Genomic DNA, 12,700 nt, shown 5'->3' on the forward strand with positions numbered 1-12,700 from the left:
TGGCTCCCTATTTGCTGTCACCCTTGGTGCGGACAGTCAGGCGTTGCAGGATCCGGTAAATGGCGGTGAGCGCACGGTCAACCAGGGGCAGGTTGCGTTCCTGCGGCATAATGCGTGCTTCACCGTTCTCCATTTCGATGGCCAGCTGGGCAACGGGCTTGATCGCGACCCGCTGGCCGCTGCCATCGACAAACATGTAGTTGCGGGTGCCAGGGCTTAGCCATGAAAGCTTGAGGATGCGGGTTTTGCCGTTTTCGGTCAGCTCGAACCAGGTGCCGGGTTCGACCTGCTCCAGCTCCTGGATCAGTGCCTGGGTCCGGGAGGACAGCATCGGCGTCTGCGCTGTCGCTTTCATCAATGCAGCATCCTCGCCGAGCATGGCGCCAAGGGGGCTTTCCGGCAGCGTGGCATGCAGGTTGGCCGCAACTTCCGGCTGTTTGGACTGAACCGCCTGCTGGCAGGCCACGATGTCCTTGAGGAGCTGGCGAATGCCGTCCTGATGGTGGCCGCCAAGCAGCTCCAGCCCCATGCGCAGATCTTCCAGCAAGGCCAGACGCAATTCCTGCAGGCGCAGCAGTCCGCCGGCATCCAGCAGGGTTCCGCTCCAGGCCAGTTGCTCGGCCACTTCGCCAGTACGCTGCCATTCTGCGCTGTCAGTGCCGTGACGCAACAAAACGAATACCAGGACATCAATCCAGGTCAGTTCCAGAAAGTCACGAATGAGGGCCGGTGGCTGGCGCTCCTGCAGTGCCCGGGTAATGACCTCGGCAGCTTGCTGGCGGGCGCCGAGCAACTTGTCCCGGCCCTTGGCGGCTTCCACGGCACGTCGCTCGCGCAACTCGACCTTGTGTTGCAGGGTGGCAACATGCTCGGTGAATTCGTCCAGCAGTACGTCAAACAGCGTGAGGTTGCCGGCGAAATCAGCAATGACACGCTCCACGACCCAGCGCATTTTCGCTACCAGGCCGCGCGCATCGCCTTCGCTGCCGTACAGTGCGCCCGCTTGAGCCATGGCATTGAGCAGTTTGCGGGCCGGGTGTTCGGGCTGGGTGAACAAGGCCTTGTCCAGCAGGGCAACTTTCAGATACGGGGTGTGCAGGTGCGACAGGATGGTCTTGCAACTGTCTGGCAGGTTGGTGTCATCCAGAATGAAGTCAAACAGCATGCCCACCAGATCAATCACATCGGCTTCGGGATCGGCCAGTTTCTGCTGTCCTGGATTGCGGCTGTGTATCTCGAGCTGTCGCTGCAAGCTGGCCTTGAGGTTTATGACCTTCTGCGGTTCGTGCATGCGCTGTGTGAGGTCGTGCGCAGACTCTGCCTGTAGGCGGTTCAGCGCGTCCAGCAGTTCATCGGCGCTATAGGTTCGAGTGGCGCCGGTGGGTGCAAAGCTGGTGATGCTGGGTGTGCCGCCTGGTAGCTGGAGGCCTGTGCTGTGCTGGCGATTCTCTTTCAGCAAGCTGCTCAAGTCGGCGAACAACCCGGCTGGATCGGTTGGCGCAAGGCCTGAATCGGCAGGGCCGGTCTTGCGTTGCCGGCCAGCAGTTGGCGTGCTGCGCACTGCAGCTGTCGTGTCGGCGGGCGCCTGCCCGGGACTTGCGCTTGTCGCGCGGGCAGTAGGGGCTTGGCGCGGCTTGGCGGGCGGGCGCCGAGCAGTGTATTTGAGGTTGGGCAGTACCCCGGCTTCGATCAGAAGCTTGTTCAGCTCAGCGTAGAGCGCATCCAAGCCGCCCATGACGTGCTGGTCAAACAGCAGATAGAGAATGGTTTTGATCCGCAGCGGCAGGCAATGCGGGGCCAGGGCGGTGCGAAAGGCTTCGATAATGGCCAGGGGCCCAAAGGGATTGCTGTCTTCCAGTAATTTCTGACCGTTATTCAGCAGGGCCAGGCGTTGCTCCAAGGGGTAAATCGACTGGGCCGCCCGGGTGCGCACACGGTTGACCATGTTGCTCAGCTGGATACTTTCCTCATAGTCCTCATTCTCGAGCAGGGAAAGTTCGTTCGCCTCGGCTGGGGTGGGCTTGGTCGCCGGTTTCAGCTTGCCATCCATGAAGGCCGCAAGGTTGCGGGCGATCTGCTGGTGATAGGTGCGTTCGATTTGTGGTCGCAACCGGCGAAGGTCACGCATGTTGTCAAAGAACAGGGTCTGGATCTGATTGTTCTCGGCTTTCTCGGCGCACTCGAACAGGGTGTCGTCGACGTGGCTGAATAGCGTGGTGAGGTGTTCGGCGAGCTGGTTCAAGACCAGTTTTTTGCAGTTTTGCACCAGGGAGGTAAAGCGCGGCTGTATTGCGCGACTGGCCAGTGACGAATAGCCGCCAGGTTGGGTATTTGGAGTGTCCTGGTTGCTCATGGACTGCCCTGCGTTAAGCCTTGCGGCGACTCGTTCTGCAATGGAGACGAACTATTGACACATATACCAGTGAGCATGGCAACTGCAAATCCTTGAGTCTTTTAACGTCTTTCAGGCTTGACAGCAGTCTGTGGAAACGTAAAATGGCGCGCCTCTGATGCGGGAAACGGTTACCCGGTTCTGCAAAGGAGAAGGAAGCATAAGTTCCGCGATAGCTCAGTTGGTAGAGCAAGTGACTGTTAATCACTGGGTCCCTGGTTCGAGTCCAGGTCGTGGAGCCAAAACTTTCACCGGGGTATAGCGCAGTCCGGTAGCGCGCCTGCTTTGGGAGCAGGATGTCAGGAGTTCGAATCCCCTTACCCCGACCATTTTTGGGTCGTTAGCTCAGTTGGTAGAGCAGTTGGCTTTTAACCAATTGGTCGCAGGTTCGAATCCCGCACGACCCACCATATAAAAGCCCCGACCATCAGGTCGGGGCTTTTTTATTTTTGGCTTTGCGCTGGCGTTCCGCCAGTTGTCAGGTCACCAGTCGGCTCAACAGCCGGCTGGCCACGCCCAGCGCAACGACAATGAACAGTACAATCAGCAGCAGCCGCCACGGTCGGAAGGGCTTGCGCTCCACCTGATGCTGCGGGGCGGCCAGGTAACTGTCTACTTTCAACTGGTCTTCTGGGGTAAGGCGACTGGTCATGCGGGCTCTCGATGTTGGGGGTCGATGTTCAGGCTGGGTGGTTCAGTCCGGTTCGACGATTACTGGATCGCCAAGACGAATTATTCCACCTTGTAGCACCCTGGCAGTAATGCCGCCATGACCGCGTACGGCCTGAAAGGCGCCCCTTCCGAGCCGTTCCTCCAGGCGTGCGCAAGGTTGGCACCAGCCGGTGGTTTCGAGGAGCGTGCTGCCAATACGAAACCTGCGACCTTTCAGGCTGAACAGATTGATTCCTGCAACGGCGATGTTGCGGCGCAGATCAGCTGCCGAGACTGGCTTTCCCAGCAAACCTGCAATCACTGCCAGATGCTCCCACTGGATCAGCGTTACTTGCCGGTTGTTGCCTGGGCCTGGCCGCGCATGATCGCCAGTTAGTCCAGCCGCATGGCGGGCTTCAACCGCGTCCACTTCGAGCATGTCATTGTGCGCCGCCGGCCGTACGCCGAGCCATTGCACGTGTCCCCTTTGCGGGACAGCGGCGAGCAACTCCTGCAGTGGGCTCACGGGTGTTCGCCCACAGCGGGCCGGCAGGCGTGGTTCAATGGACAGAGCAAAAACCCGTTGTGCTGTTGTAGCGGGGATGTCATCAGTGAAAGGTGCGCGGATCTGTTCATGTCGGCAGTTTAGCCGCGCCAGGCTGATTTGCCGCAATGGCTGGAGGGTCGTCGCGTTGTAGACTGCAACAGTCTGTCGCGGCGCATTGCGCAAAAGGAGCTAAAGATGAAACGAGTAGCAGGCGCTGTTGGCCTGATCTTGCTGAGCGGACTGCTGCATGCCCAGGAAGCCGCCGTGGTGCGGGCGCCCTGGACGCTGCTGGATCAGTTCGATCAAGCCTATACCTTGAACGATGAGCTACACATCCTGCTGGTCGCACGCAGCATGGATGGCGCCAAAATCCTCAAGCAGGCGCTGGAAGGTAAAACCAAAGGCTACCTTGAGGCGCGCAATGCAATCTTTGTCGCGGATGTGAGCCAGATGCCCGGGTTGATTGCCACTTTATTCGCCATTCCGGCGATGCAGGATTACACCTATCGTGTTCTGCTCGATCGGCAGCCGCGGGTGGTAACGCGCTACCCGGGCGCCAGCGACACTGTGCTGTGGGTCGACCTGCAGGATGGTCTGGTCAAGGCGCAGCGCGAGTATTCCGACCCGATTGAGTTGGAGAAAGCGCTGCAGCAGGCAGGGCAATGATTGCAGCCCAGCTGCTGGCGCCAGCCAGCCTGCTGGGTGGCTGGGTGTTGTACCTGCCGATACTGCTGTGGGCGTTGTGGCGTGCGCCATGGGTCGAGCTGTTCAGTGATCTGCGCCGCCAGCATCTGCTGTTTGGCACGGTGCTGGTGCTCTTTCTGCTCTGGTTGTTGCGCCGCGACTTTCCCTCCGGCGTGTCGTTCCATTTCATCGGCATGACAGCGGTTGTGCTGTTGCTCGACTGGCCGCTGGCGATCCTCGCAGGATTTATGGCGCAACTTGGCCTGCTGCTGCTGGGGCGCCAGGAATTAATTGCGCTTGGCGTCAATGGCTTGCTGCTGGTCGGCCTGCCGGTTCTGCTTACCCAGGGTTGCGCGCGCTGGGTCGAGCGCTTCCAGCCGCGCAATCTGTTTGTGTTCATCTTCTGCGCCGGCTTTTTCCCGGCGGCCCTGGTGGCGGCGCTGTGCAGTGTGTCTGGCTGGCTACTGCTCTGCTGGGGCGGGGTGTACGCGTTGCCCGCCGCCGATCCGGAAGACTTTGCCGCGTACCTCCTGCTGGTGATGTTTCCCGAAGCATTCATCAATGGCACTTTTATCAGCGCGCTGGTGGTGTTCTATCCGGACTGGCTGGAGACCTTCAATCGCAGTCGTTACCTGCAGGCGCCCTGGAAAGACGAGGGCCGGCCTCGGTTATAAGGCCTGATTCGGGGTCCGAATGCAGGCTTGCGGCTTGATCTGGGTCAACCCATGGCCTGGCGCCGAACTGATCATGCGCGGGTACTGTTTCTCGGGAGATGGCAATGAGTGTTCATGGCTGGGCGCGCCAGGTGCTGGCGCAGCAACTGGAGGAAGCGCGGGCTGCCGGCTTTGATGAGGCGCTGGCGCTGCGCGCGCTGCTTGGGGTGTTGGTGGAGCGCAGCAGCCAGGTGCGTGACTGCGAGGACCTGCGCCAGGAATTGCTGTTCCTGGCGGAGAATCTCGACGCTGAACGCGACTATGGCTTCATGCGGCCTTAGTGCCGCTGTGGCGGCAGGTCGTTGGAAAACAATTCATCATCCACCAGGTCGCCGGCAATAGCGTGCTCCTCCGCGGCCCAGGCACCCAGGTCAATCAGCTTGCAGCGTTCGGAGCAGAACGGTCGGCTGGGGCTTTGCGCACCCCATTCAACCGGTGCGCCACAGGTCGGGCATTCAACGGTAGTGGGTTTGTTCATGGCTGGCCTCCGCGCAGGTTCAAGTAAAAGTCATGCAGGCGCTGGACTTCGTTCTGCAGCCAGCCAAGATCGCGATCATTGAGCAGGATGTCGTGGGCCATGCGCAGGCGCTGCTCCCGGCTGGCTTGCGCCTGAAGAATGGCCTGCACCTGCTGCTCGCTTACCTGATCACGGGCAACGGTGCGCTGGATTTGCAGCTGCTCCGGGGTGTCTACCAGCAGGATGCGCTGAGCCAGTTGGTGCTGGCCTGATTCAATCAGGAGTGGTGAAACCAGGATGGCATAGGGTGACTCTGCCTTGGCCAGATACTGGCTGATTTCCTCGCTGATCAGTGGGTGCAGCAAGGCTTCCAGCCAGCGGCGCTGCTCAGGGTTGCGGAAGATTTCCTCGCGCAGGGCGGCGCGATCCAGCTGGCCATTGACTTGCAGGATGCGGGGGCCGAAATGTTGCGCAATTTTTTCCAGTGCAGGTCGCCCCGGCTCGACTACCCAGCGTGCCGCGTGATCGGCATCGACCATGTGCACGCCCAGTTCGCTGAAATGTTTCGCGACTGCGCTCTTGCCGCTGCCAATCCCGCCAGTCAGGCCAAGTATCCAGGGTTTCATCGGGGCTTCCACGCGTTGGGGATATGGCTGCGGCCAAACGTTAGCGAAACTGGCGCTTAGTTGAACCCGGCAAATTTCAGGTAACTGGCGGTGATCTGCTCACCCCAGATCAAGGCAATCCAGCCGGCTATGGCCAGGTAGGGGCCAAAGGGGATAGGTGTGCTGGTTTCCGCATTGCGCAAGCGCAGCATGATCACCCCGAGCACGGCGCCGACCAGTGACGACAGCAAGATGGTCAGCGGCAACACCTGCCAGCCGCCCCAGGCACCCAGCATGGCCAGCAGCTTGAAATCGCCATAGCCCATGCCTTCCTTGCCGGTAACCAGCTTGAACAGCCAGTACACCAGCCACAGGCTCAGGTAGCCGGCTACTGCTCCCCAGAGTGCTTCGGGCAGCGAGGTGAACAGGCCGAAGCTGTTGACGATCAGGCCCAGCCAGAGCAGTGGCAGCACCAGGTCGTCAGGCAGCAACTGATGATCCGCGTCGATCAGACTCATGGTCAACAGTCCCCAGCTAAGCAGCAGCATTCCGCCCGCTTGCCAGGTGAAGCCGAAGTGCCAGGCCACATACGCGGATAACAACCCGCAGGCCAGCTCAACGGCGGGGTAGCGCTTGCTGATCGGCGCCTTGCAGGCAGAGCATTTGCCGCGCAGGGCCAGCCAACTGAGCAGCGGGATGTTTTCCCATACCTGGATTTCATGCCCGCAATGCGGGCATTGCGAGTTCGGCAGAATCAGGTTGAAGGTTGTAGCGCTGGCCTGTTCGGGCAGTTGCAGGTATTCGCGCGCCTGATTTTCCCAATCGCGCTGCATCATCTTCGGCAGTCGATAAATCACCACGTTCAGAAAGCTGCCGATCAGCAGGCCGAAGACGAATGTTAGGAATACAAAGGCCGGCAAATTGCCGGCCAGCAGATCAAGTAGGTTCATTGGTTATCCGATGACGTTGCCCATTTGGAAGATTGGCAGATACATGGCAATCACCAGCCCGCCAACCACCACGCCGAGGAACGACATGATGATCGGCTCCATCAGGCTGGTCAGGCCGTCAACCGCGTTATCCACTTCCGCCTCGTAAAAGCTGGCCACCTTGTCCAGCATGATATCCAGGGCGCCAGACTCCTCGCCGATGGAGGTCATCTGGATCGCCATGGACGGGAACACCCCGGTACTGCGCATGGAGAAGTTCAGCTGTATGCCGGAACTCACTTCCTGCTTGATTCTGAGTACGGCATTTTTGAAGACTACGTTGCCGGTGGCGCCGGCCACCGAGTCCAGCGCTTCAACCAAGGGGACGCCAGCTGCAAAGGTAGTCGCCAGGGTCCGCGCAAAGCGGGCGACTGAAGATTTGAAAGTGATGTCGCCTACAATCGGCATCTTGAGAATCAAATGGTCGAGCTGGTCACGAAATTTCTCCGAGCGCTTGCGCGCCTCGCTGAATCCCACGATGGAGCCACCGATAACGCCGATAAATAGATACCAGTACTCCTGCAGGCCATCAGACAAGCCGACCACGAAGAGGGTAAAGGCCGGGAGTTCGGCCCCGAAACCGCTAAATACCGATGCAAAGGTGGGTACCACTTTAAGCAGCAGAATGCAGGTTACTATCGTCGCGACCACCAGTACGGCAATCGGGTATTTCATGGCCTTCTTGATTTTGGCCTTGAGTGCTTCGGTCTTTTCCTTGTAGGTGGCCACCCGATCCAGCAGGGTGTCCAGCGCGCCAGCCTGCTCCCCGGCTTCCACCAGGTTGCAGAAAAGGTCATCGAAGTACAGTGGATGCATGCGCAGCGAGGCGGCGAAACTATTGCCAGCCGCTACGTTTTGTTTAACCTCCTCGACCAGGACACGCATGTTCGGGTTTTCCAGACCCTCGCTGATGATGTCGAATGACATCAGCAGCGGGACACCGGCTTTCATCATGGTGGCCATTTGCCGGGCAAACAGCGCAATGTCCATCGGCTTGATTGCTTTTCCGGCACTGAACAGGGAGGCGGATTTCTTGCGGACTTTGGTCGCGCTGATGCCTTGCTTGCGGAGTTGAGCCTTGACCAGCGCCGGATTTTCTCCGCGCATTTCGCCCTTCATCTTGGCGCCGGACTTGTTGGTGCCTTCCCAGCTGAAGGTGCTGGGTTGAGTCGCTTTTACGGCCATGGCTTATTCCTTGGTTACGCGGTTTACTTCTTCGAGGCTGGTAATGCCCTGCATCGCCTTCAATAACGCAGAGGTTCGCAGATCATTAAAGCCGTCTTTGCGCATCTGCACTGAAATATCAATCGAGTTGCCTTCTTCCATGATAATTCGTTGCAGGGCCGGCGTGTTTTTAACCACTTCATATATTCCGACACGGCCTTTGTAGCCGCCATTGCAATTATCGCAGCCGACCGGACCATAAATCTTGAAGGTGCCAATCTGGTCTTCGGGGAAACCTTCTTCGAGAAGCGCCTTGGCCGGAATGTCCAGCACTTTCTTGCAGTGGCTGCAGAGCTTTCTGGCCAGGCGCTGGGCAATGATCAGGTTGACCGAGGTGGCGATATTGAACGAGGGCACGCCCATGTTGCGCAGGCGGGTCAGGGTTTCCGCGGCGCTGTTGGTGTGCAGGGTGGACATGACCATGTGGCCGGTTTGTGCCGCCTTGATCGCAATCGAGGCAGTCTCCAGGTCGCGGATTTCCCCAACCATGATGATGTCCGGATCCTGGCGCAGGAATGCCTTGAGGGCGGCGGTGAAGTCCATGCCCTGCTTGGGGTTGACGTTGACCTGGTTGATCCCCTCCAGGTTGATTTCAACCGGATCCTCGGCGGTCGAGATGTTGACGTCGGCGGTGTTGAGGATGTTCAGCCCGGTATACAGCGATACGGTTTTGCCCGAGCCGGTGGGGCCGGTCACCAGGATCATGCCCTGGGGTTGCTTGAGCGCGCTCATGTACAGATCTTTCTGCACTTCCTCGTAGCCGAGGGCATCGATGCCCATCTTCGCGCTCGAGGGGTCGAGGATCCGCATGACGATCTTTTCGCCCCACAGGGTCGGGCAACTGCTCACGCGGAAATCGATCGACTGGTTTTTCGAGATGCGCATCTTGATCCGGCCATCCTGCGGCTTGCGCCGTTCGGAAATGTCCAGGCTGGCCATGACCTTGAGGCGGGCGGAGATCCGCGGTGCCAGCTGGATCGGCGGCCGGGCAATTTCGCTGAGTATGCCGTCGGTACGGAAACGTACCCGGTAGGTTTTTTCGTAGGGCTCGAAGTGCAGGTCGGAGGAGCCGGACTTGATGGCATCCAGCAGCATCTTGTTGACGAAGCGCACCACTGGGGCGTCATCGGCTGCGTTGCCCTCGCCGGCATCGTTTTTTTCGTCATCGACAGCCTGGATATCCAGGCCGTCGAGGTCGACGTCGCCCAGATCGTCCATGCCGCTGCTGGCCTGGTCGAAAAACTTTTCGATGGCATCGCCGAGCTTGTCGTCCTCGACCAGGATGGATTCGGTGGTCAGGCCGGTGGAGAACTGGATGTCGGTGACCGCCTGGTGATTGGTCGGGTCCGATACGCCGATAAACAGCTTGTTGCCGCGGCGGAACAGCGGCAGGGCGCGATGCTGGCGAATCAGTTTTTCGCTGACCAGGTCTTTCGGCTGGTTGTCGGGCTCGACGCTGCTCAGGTCGAGAAAGGGCGAGCCAAACTGCTCGGCGACCACGCTGATGATCGCGCGGCTCTTGACCAGCTTGTTCTGCACCAGATAGGTCACCAGCGACTGCTTGTTGCGCAGCGCCTGGTTCTGCGCCGTCAGGGTGGATTTCTCGTCAAGCAGTTCGGCAAGCACAATCTGTCTTGCCAGGCCGGAGAGGGTAGTCACGGTATCGTTCATAGGAGGCCCGGATGTTTGCTGCGCTTTTGCAGGAGCTTATCGGCAAGATGGGGTGCTGGGTAGCTCTGCTTGCTGTGTATGGGCGCATCCTAGCAGCTTGGCGGGTATTGCAGCAGCGGGCGGTTTTCACCGCAGCTATGTCGGGCTGTCGGGTGGGCTTGTGCATGGGGTGGGCCAGTCGGCACAGACTGATCGAAAAGACAAGACCGCCGAAGCGGTCTTGTCTTGTACCTGCGTGAAGCAATCTGACCACTTGAGTGGTCAGGCATGCATCATGGAGCCGGTACAGTGATGACTTGGGCCGCTGTGCCAGCACGCGCTGGGGTGCCAGTCACTGTGGTGTTCGCAGCTACGATTCCGGAGCAAGCGGCAGTCTGGAAGGTGGTTGGATCGGACTGGCCGTCGGCGCGGGCCGCAGCTACCTGGTTGGCGGCAGTCTTGGTTTCGGCCAGACAGGCGCGCTCGGAGGAGCGGGTCAGGTAGTCAGTGTATTGGGGGATGGCGATGGCGGCCAGGATACCGATGATCGCAATAACGATCATCAGTTCGATCAGGGTAAAACCCTTTTGTGCTTTCATGTGAAGTCTCCGCTAGTTAGCATTCTAGGTTAGGCGTAGTGCCGATTGGCCATTACGTCATTGCACAAAGCTTGCCAGCTTTGTGGTTTTCTTTCGATTCAGGCCAATCCGGCCTGGGTGGCAGGGATTGGAGGCTGTGGCGAGCAATTATCAGGGAGTCAAGCGGGGAATGGTCAAGGTTGATGTGACAAAAAACGGCAGTTTTGCTCCTGAATCGGTATCGGTGGTCTGGTGTCTATGGGCATTTCTGCTGGTGGTGGCTCTGGCATTCCTGCAGCCCCTGCATATCTGGCCGTTCGCCAATCACCTGGAAAACATCGGTCTGGGTGCCGCCGTAGTGGTGCTTGCCGGGGTGCTGTTGTTGCTGCGCGGTCGCTTCCTGGTCAATGCCCTGTGCCTGTGGTGGCTGGGTTTCGGCGGGTTGTTGCTGGTTTCCAGTGTCACTGTTGCTCATCCGTTCGACTCGTCGCTGTATGCCTATGCCGGATTCTGGATCGTCGGCATGGCGGTGATCCAGCTCGGTGGTTGCTATGGCTGGCAGCATGAGCCGCAGCTGTTCGCAGGGCGCATGGCGTGGTTCCTGTTCGGATTGTCGTTGCTGTCGCTGGTGCTGGGGCTGGCCAAGTTTTATGGCGTATGGGCGTGGCTGGCGCTCTACTTTCCAGACCCAGGTACGGGGCGGTTACAGGGGCTGATCGGCCAGAGCAACTATTTCGCGGTGTTGTTGTTGCTGGGCGGGGTGAGCGGACTCTGGCTGTTGCACGTCCGCCAGCTACCGGTTTGGCTGTCTGCGCCCTTGGGGCTTCTGTACTGCTACGGCCTGGTGCTTAGCGGGACGCGGGTGATCTACCTGATCTATGCCGTGGTGGTGTTGATCGCAGTGATTCAGGCGTCAAGGGTGAGGCGTTATGGCTTGGTTGGCTGGTTGCTGGCTTTTGCCTTGCTGTTTGTGTTGGTCCGGCCAGCTGTATTCGAGCTTGATCAGCAGTTGACGATTTACCTGAAGTCGATTGGATTGATGCCCTGGCCGGGGATTTCCGCTGATCTGTTCAAGGCGCGCGAAGGATTTCTTGCCGACAGTCGTTTTGGCGAGTTGAGAATAGCCTGGCAGGTAATGCTTGAGGCTTTGCCCTGGGGCGTTGGGCCCGGTGGGTATGCAGGAGCCAGCTACACCATGCATTTGCAAGCGCAGGCCCCGCTGACGCTGCTGTGGAATCATTCGCACAACTCCTACCTGCAGCTCTTGCTGGAATTCGGCATACCCGGCTTGCTCTGGATGCTCGGCATGGGGGTGATGATTGCCAGTGTGTTATGGCGGGCGATAGGCCTGGATCAACCGATTCAGGCGATCATTTTGAGTGCCTTGCTGGTCTACAGCTTTTTCGAATTTCCCTTGTGGCTGATGTCGTTTTTCGTTCTGGGCTTTTTCGTCCTGGCTGCGGGCATGCCTTCGCGCGAGGTTTCAGGCGGCCGGCTGCTGGGTGCCGGGGTAATTGTCGCGGCGCTGGCTGCGCTTTTCTTCTATATGTGGATTTTTGCAGAACTGGTCAGGTTTTACTTCGCTGGCCTGAACCCTGAACTCAAGGCAGGCGATGCGATTGCGGTGGATTTTCGCTTCATTGACCGGATGGTGCAGGATCCCCTGCTGGCGCCGGATGGTTTGAAGCTTTATTACAAGTACTACGAGCTCAGTCCGAGAATGCTCTCGATCGAGCTTGAAGAGCTGGCGCGAATGTATCGCTATCGGCCCATTTACAGGGTCAGCTCACGTTACGCGATGGCCTTGGCCATGGCGGGACGCAAGGAGGAAGCCCTGCGCGTTCGCGACCAGATGCTAGCGGTATTTCCCAAGTCGAAGGATGAATTTCGCAGGCAGATCGAGGCAGTGATTAGGGCGCAACCATCCGCAGGCTTCGATTTTCTCCTGGCTGGGCTGCCGGCTGACAGTGAGGAGCCGGCGCGCTAGATATTCAGAGTGCTGTCCGGCATTGCCGGATTTGCATTGGCGGGTGATTTGCCGGGCCCGGGAATTGCCTGTCCTGCTGCTGGCTGCTAAGTTATGCCCCGCCGCCGGTGTAGCTCAGTCGGTAGAGCAGCGCACTCGTAACGCGAAGGTCGCAGGTTCGATTCCTGTCTCCGGCACCATATGTACCAAGGCCCCGCATGCGGGGCCTTGGCATTTCTGGATG

The 12,700-nt window shown here is 59.2% G+C and carries 12 protein-coding genes, 4 tRNA genes and 1 pseudogene; 8 read left to right on the plus strand and 9 right to left on the minus strand.

Going from position 1 to position 12,700, the window contains the following annotated elements:
• Nucleotides 1-7: 7 nt before the first annotated feature.
• Nucleotides 8-2,353, minus strand: a complete 2,346-nt coding sequence (locus ISX93_RS09200) for a DUF1631 domain-containing protein (RefSeq protein ID WP_195778430.1) — start codon at nt 2,351-2,353, stop codon at nt 8-10.
• 205 nt (nt 2,354-2,558) lie between these two features.
• Between ISX93_RS09200 and ISX93_RS09205 the strand changes: the two genes are divergently transcribed.
• The 3 genes from ISX93_RS09205 (at nt 2,559) to ISX93_RS09215 (ending at nt 2,802) form a co-directional block, all read left to right on the plus strand.
• Nucleotides 2,559-2,634 (plus strand) — tRNA-Asn (locus ISX93_RS09205).
• A gap of 10 nt (nt 2,635-2,644) precedes the next feature.
• Nucleotides 2,645-2,721, plus strand: a tRNA-Pro gene (locus ISX93_RS09210).
• Between the two features lie 5 nt (nt 2,722-2,726).
• A tRNA-Lys gene (locus ISX93_RS09215) sits at nt 2,727-2,802 on the plus strand.
• A gap of 68 nt (nt 2,803-2,870) precedes the next feature.
• Here ISX93_RS09215 and ISX93_RS09220 read toward each other — a convergent pair.
• Both ISX93_RS09220 and ISX93_RS09225 read right to left on the minus strand, forming a co-directional pair.
• Nucleotides 2,871-3,044, minus strand: a complete 174-nt coding sequence (locus ISX93_RS09220) for a DUF3094 family protein (RefSeq protein WP_195778431.1) — start codon at nt 3,042-3,044, stop codon at nt 2,871-2,873.
• A 42-nt stretch (nt 3,045-3,086) separates the two neighbouring features.
• Nucleotides 3,087-3,569, minus strand: coding sequence for an MOSC domain-containing protein (locus ISX93_RS09225; protein ID WP_195778432.1), 483 nt, complete (start codon nt 3,567-3,569; stop codon nt 3,087-3,089).
• A gap of 216 nt (nt 3,570-3,785) precedes the next feature.
• On the opposite strand from ISX93_RS09225, the gene ISX93_RS09230 reads away from it, so the two are divergent.
• From ISX93_RS09230 to ISX93_RS09240, 3 genes are all read left to right on the plus strand, one after another.
• Nucleotides 3,786-4,256 (plus strand): FAD/FMN-containing dehydrogenase, encoded by a 471-nt coding sequence (locus ISX93_RS09230; RefSeq protein WP_229732128.1) that lies wholly within the window; start codon nt 3,786-3,788, stop codon nt 4,254-4,256.
• Complete coding sequence (locus ISX93_RS09235; protein ID WP_195778433.1) at nt 4,253-4,948, plus strand: energy-coupling factor ABC transporter permease; 696 nt, start codon at nt 4,253-4,255, stop codon at nt 4,946-4,948. The genes ISX93_RS09230 and ISX93_RS09235 overlap by 4 nt, the downstream gene beginning before the upstream one ends.
• Before the next feature lie 104 nt (nt 4,949-5,052).
• Nucleotides 5,053-5,268 carry a hypothetical protein gene (locus ISX93_RS09240; RefSeq protein ID WP_195778434.1) on the plus strand — a complete coding sequence of 72 codons (216 nt, stop codon included), beginning with the start codon at nt 5,053-5,055 and terminating at the stop codon, nt 5,266-5,268.
• Here the strand turns inward: ISX93_RS09240 and yacG are convergent.
• From yacG to ISX93_RS17120, 6 genes and pseudogenes are all read right to left on the minus strand, one after another.
• Entirely contained in the window at nt 5,265-5,465 is a 201-nt protein-coding gene (yacG, locus tag ISX93_RS09245; RefSeq protein ID WP_195778435.1) for a DNA gyrase inhibitor YacG, read from the minus strand. The genes ISX93_RS09240 and yacG overlap by 4 nt on opposite strands.
• Nucleotides 5,462-6,070, minus strand: a complete 609-nt coding sequence (coaE, locus tag ISX93_RS09250) for a dephospho-CoA kinase (RefSeq protein ID WP_195778436.1) — start codon at nt 6,068-6,070, stop codon at nt 5,462-5,464. The genes yacG and coaE overlap by 4 nt, the downstream gene beginning before the upstream one ends.
• 56 nt (nt 6,071-6,126) lie before the next feature.
• Nucleotides 6,127-6,999 (minus strand): prepilin peptidase, encoded by an 873-nt coding sequence (locus tag ISX93_RS09255; protein ID WP_195778437.1) that lies wholly within the window; start codon nt 6,997-6,999, stop codon nt 6,127-6,129.
• A gap of 3 nt (nt 7,000-7,002) precedes the next feature.
• Nucleotides 7,003-8,223, minus strand: a complete 1,221-nt coding sequence (locus tag ISX93_RS09260) for a type II secretion system F family protein (protein ID WP_195778438.1) — start codon at nt 8,221-8,223, stop codon at nt 7,003-7,005.
• Between the two features lie 3 nt (nt 8,224-8,226).
• The gene (pilB, locus tag ISX93_RS09265; RefSeq protein ID WP_195778439.1) at nt 8,227-9,933 is read right to left on the minus strand and encodes a type IV-A pilus assembly ATPase PilB; all 1,707 of its coding nucleotides are present in this window, start codon (nt 9,931-9,933) and stop codon (nt 8,227-8,229) included.
• Between the two features lie 472 nt (nt 9,934-10,405).
• Nucleotides 10,406-10,511, minus strand: a pseudogene (locus ISX93_RS17120) (prepilin-type N-terminal cleavage/methylation domain-containing protein); the annotation flags it as partial.
• 136 nt (nt 10,512-10,647) lie between these two features.
• On the opposite strand from ISX93_RS17120, the gene ISX93_RS09275 reads away from it, so the two are divergent.
• Together ISX93_RS09275 and ISX93_RS09280 are read left to right on the plus strand one after the other, a co-directional pair.
• Nucleotides 10,648-12,477 carry a PglL family O-oligosaccharyltransferase gene (locus ISX93_RS09275; RefSeq protein ID WP_308705318.1) on the plus strand — a complete coding sequence of 610 codons (1,830 nt, stop codon included), beginning with the start codon at nt 10,648-10,650 and terminating at the stop codon, nt 12,475-12,477.
• A 103-nt stretch (nt 12,478-12,580) separates the two neighbouring features.
• Nucleotides 12,581-12,656, plus strand: a tRNA-Thr gene (locus ISX93_RS09280).
• The last annotated feature ends 44 nt before the right edge of the window (nt 12,657-12,700 follow it).

Source organism: Pseudomonas sp. N040 (assembly GCF_015637705.1).
Lineage (GTDB): Bacteria > Pseudomonadota > Gammaproteobacteria > Pseudomonadales > Pseudomonadaceae > Aquipseudomonas.

Excerpts from the sequence above, each read along its gene's own strand:
- ISX93_RS09200 (WP_195778430.1), bottom strand. The coding sequence starts at position 2,353 with ATGAGCAACCAGGACACTCCAAATACCCAACCTGGCGGCTATTCGTCA.
- ISX93_RS09220 (WP_195778431.1), bottom strand. The coding sequence starts at position 3,044 with ATGACCAGTCGCCTTACCCCAGAAGACCAGTTGAAAGTAGACAGTTAC.
- ISX93_RS09230 (WP_229732128.1), top strand. The coding sequence starts at position 3,786 with ATGAAACGAGTAGCAGGCGCTGTTGGCCTGATCTTGCTGAGCGGACTG.
- ISX93_RS09235 (WP_195778433.1), top strand. The coding sequence starts at position 4,253 with ATGATTGCAGCCCAGCTGCTGGCGCCAGCCAGCCTGCTGGGTGGCTGG.
- ISX93_RS09240 (WP_195778434.1), top strand. The coding sequence starts at position 5,053 with ATGAGTGTTCATGGCTGGGCGCGCCAGGTGCTGGCGCAGCAACTGGAG.
- yacG (WP_195778435.1), bottom strand. The coding sequence starts at position 5,465 with ATGAACAAACCCACTACCGTTGAATGCCCGACCTGTGGCGCACCGGTT.
- coaE (WP_195778436.1), bottom strand. The coding sequence starts at position 6,070 with ATGAAACCCTGGATACTTGGCCTGACTGGCGGGATTGGCAGCGGCAAG.
- ISX93_RS09255 (WP_195778437.1), bottom strand. The coding sequence starts at position 6,999 with ATGAACCTACTTGATCTGCTGGCCGGCAATTTGCCGGCCTTTGTATTC.
- ISX93_RS09260 (WP_195778438.1), bottom strand. The coding sequence starts at position 8,223 with ATGGCCGTAAAAGCGACTCAACCCAGCACCTTCAGCTGGGAAGGCACC.
- pilB (WP_195778439.1), bottom strand. The coding sequence starts at position 9,933 with ATGAACGATACCGTGACTACCCTCTCCGGCCTGGCAAGACAGATTGTG.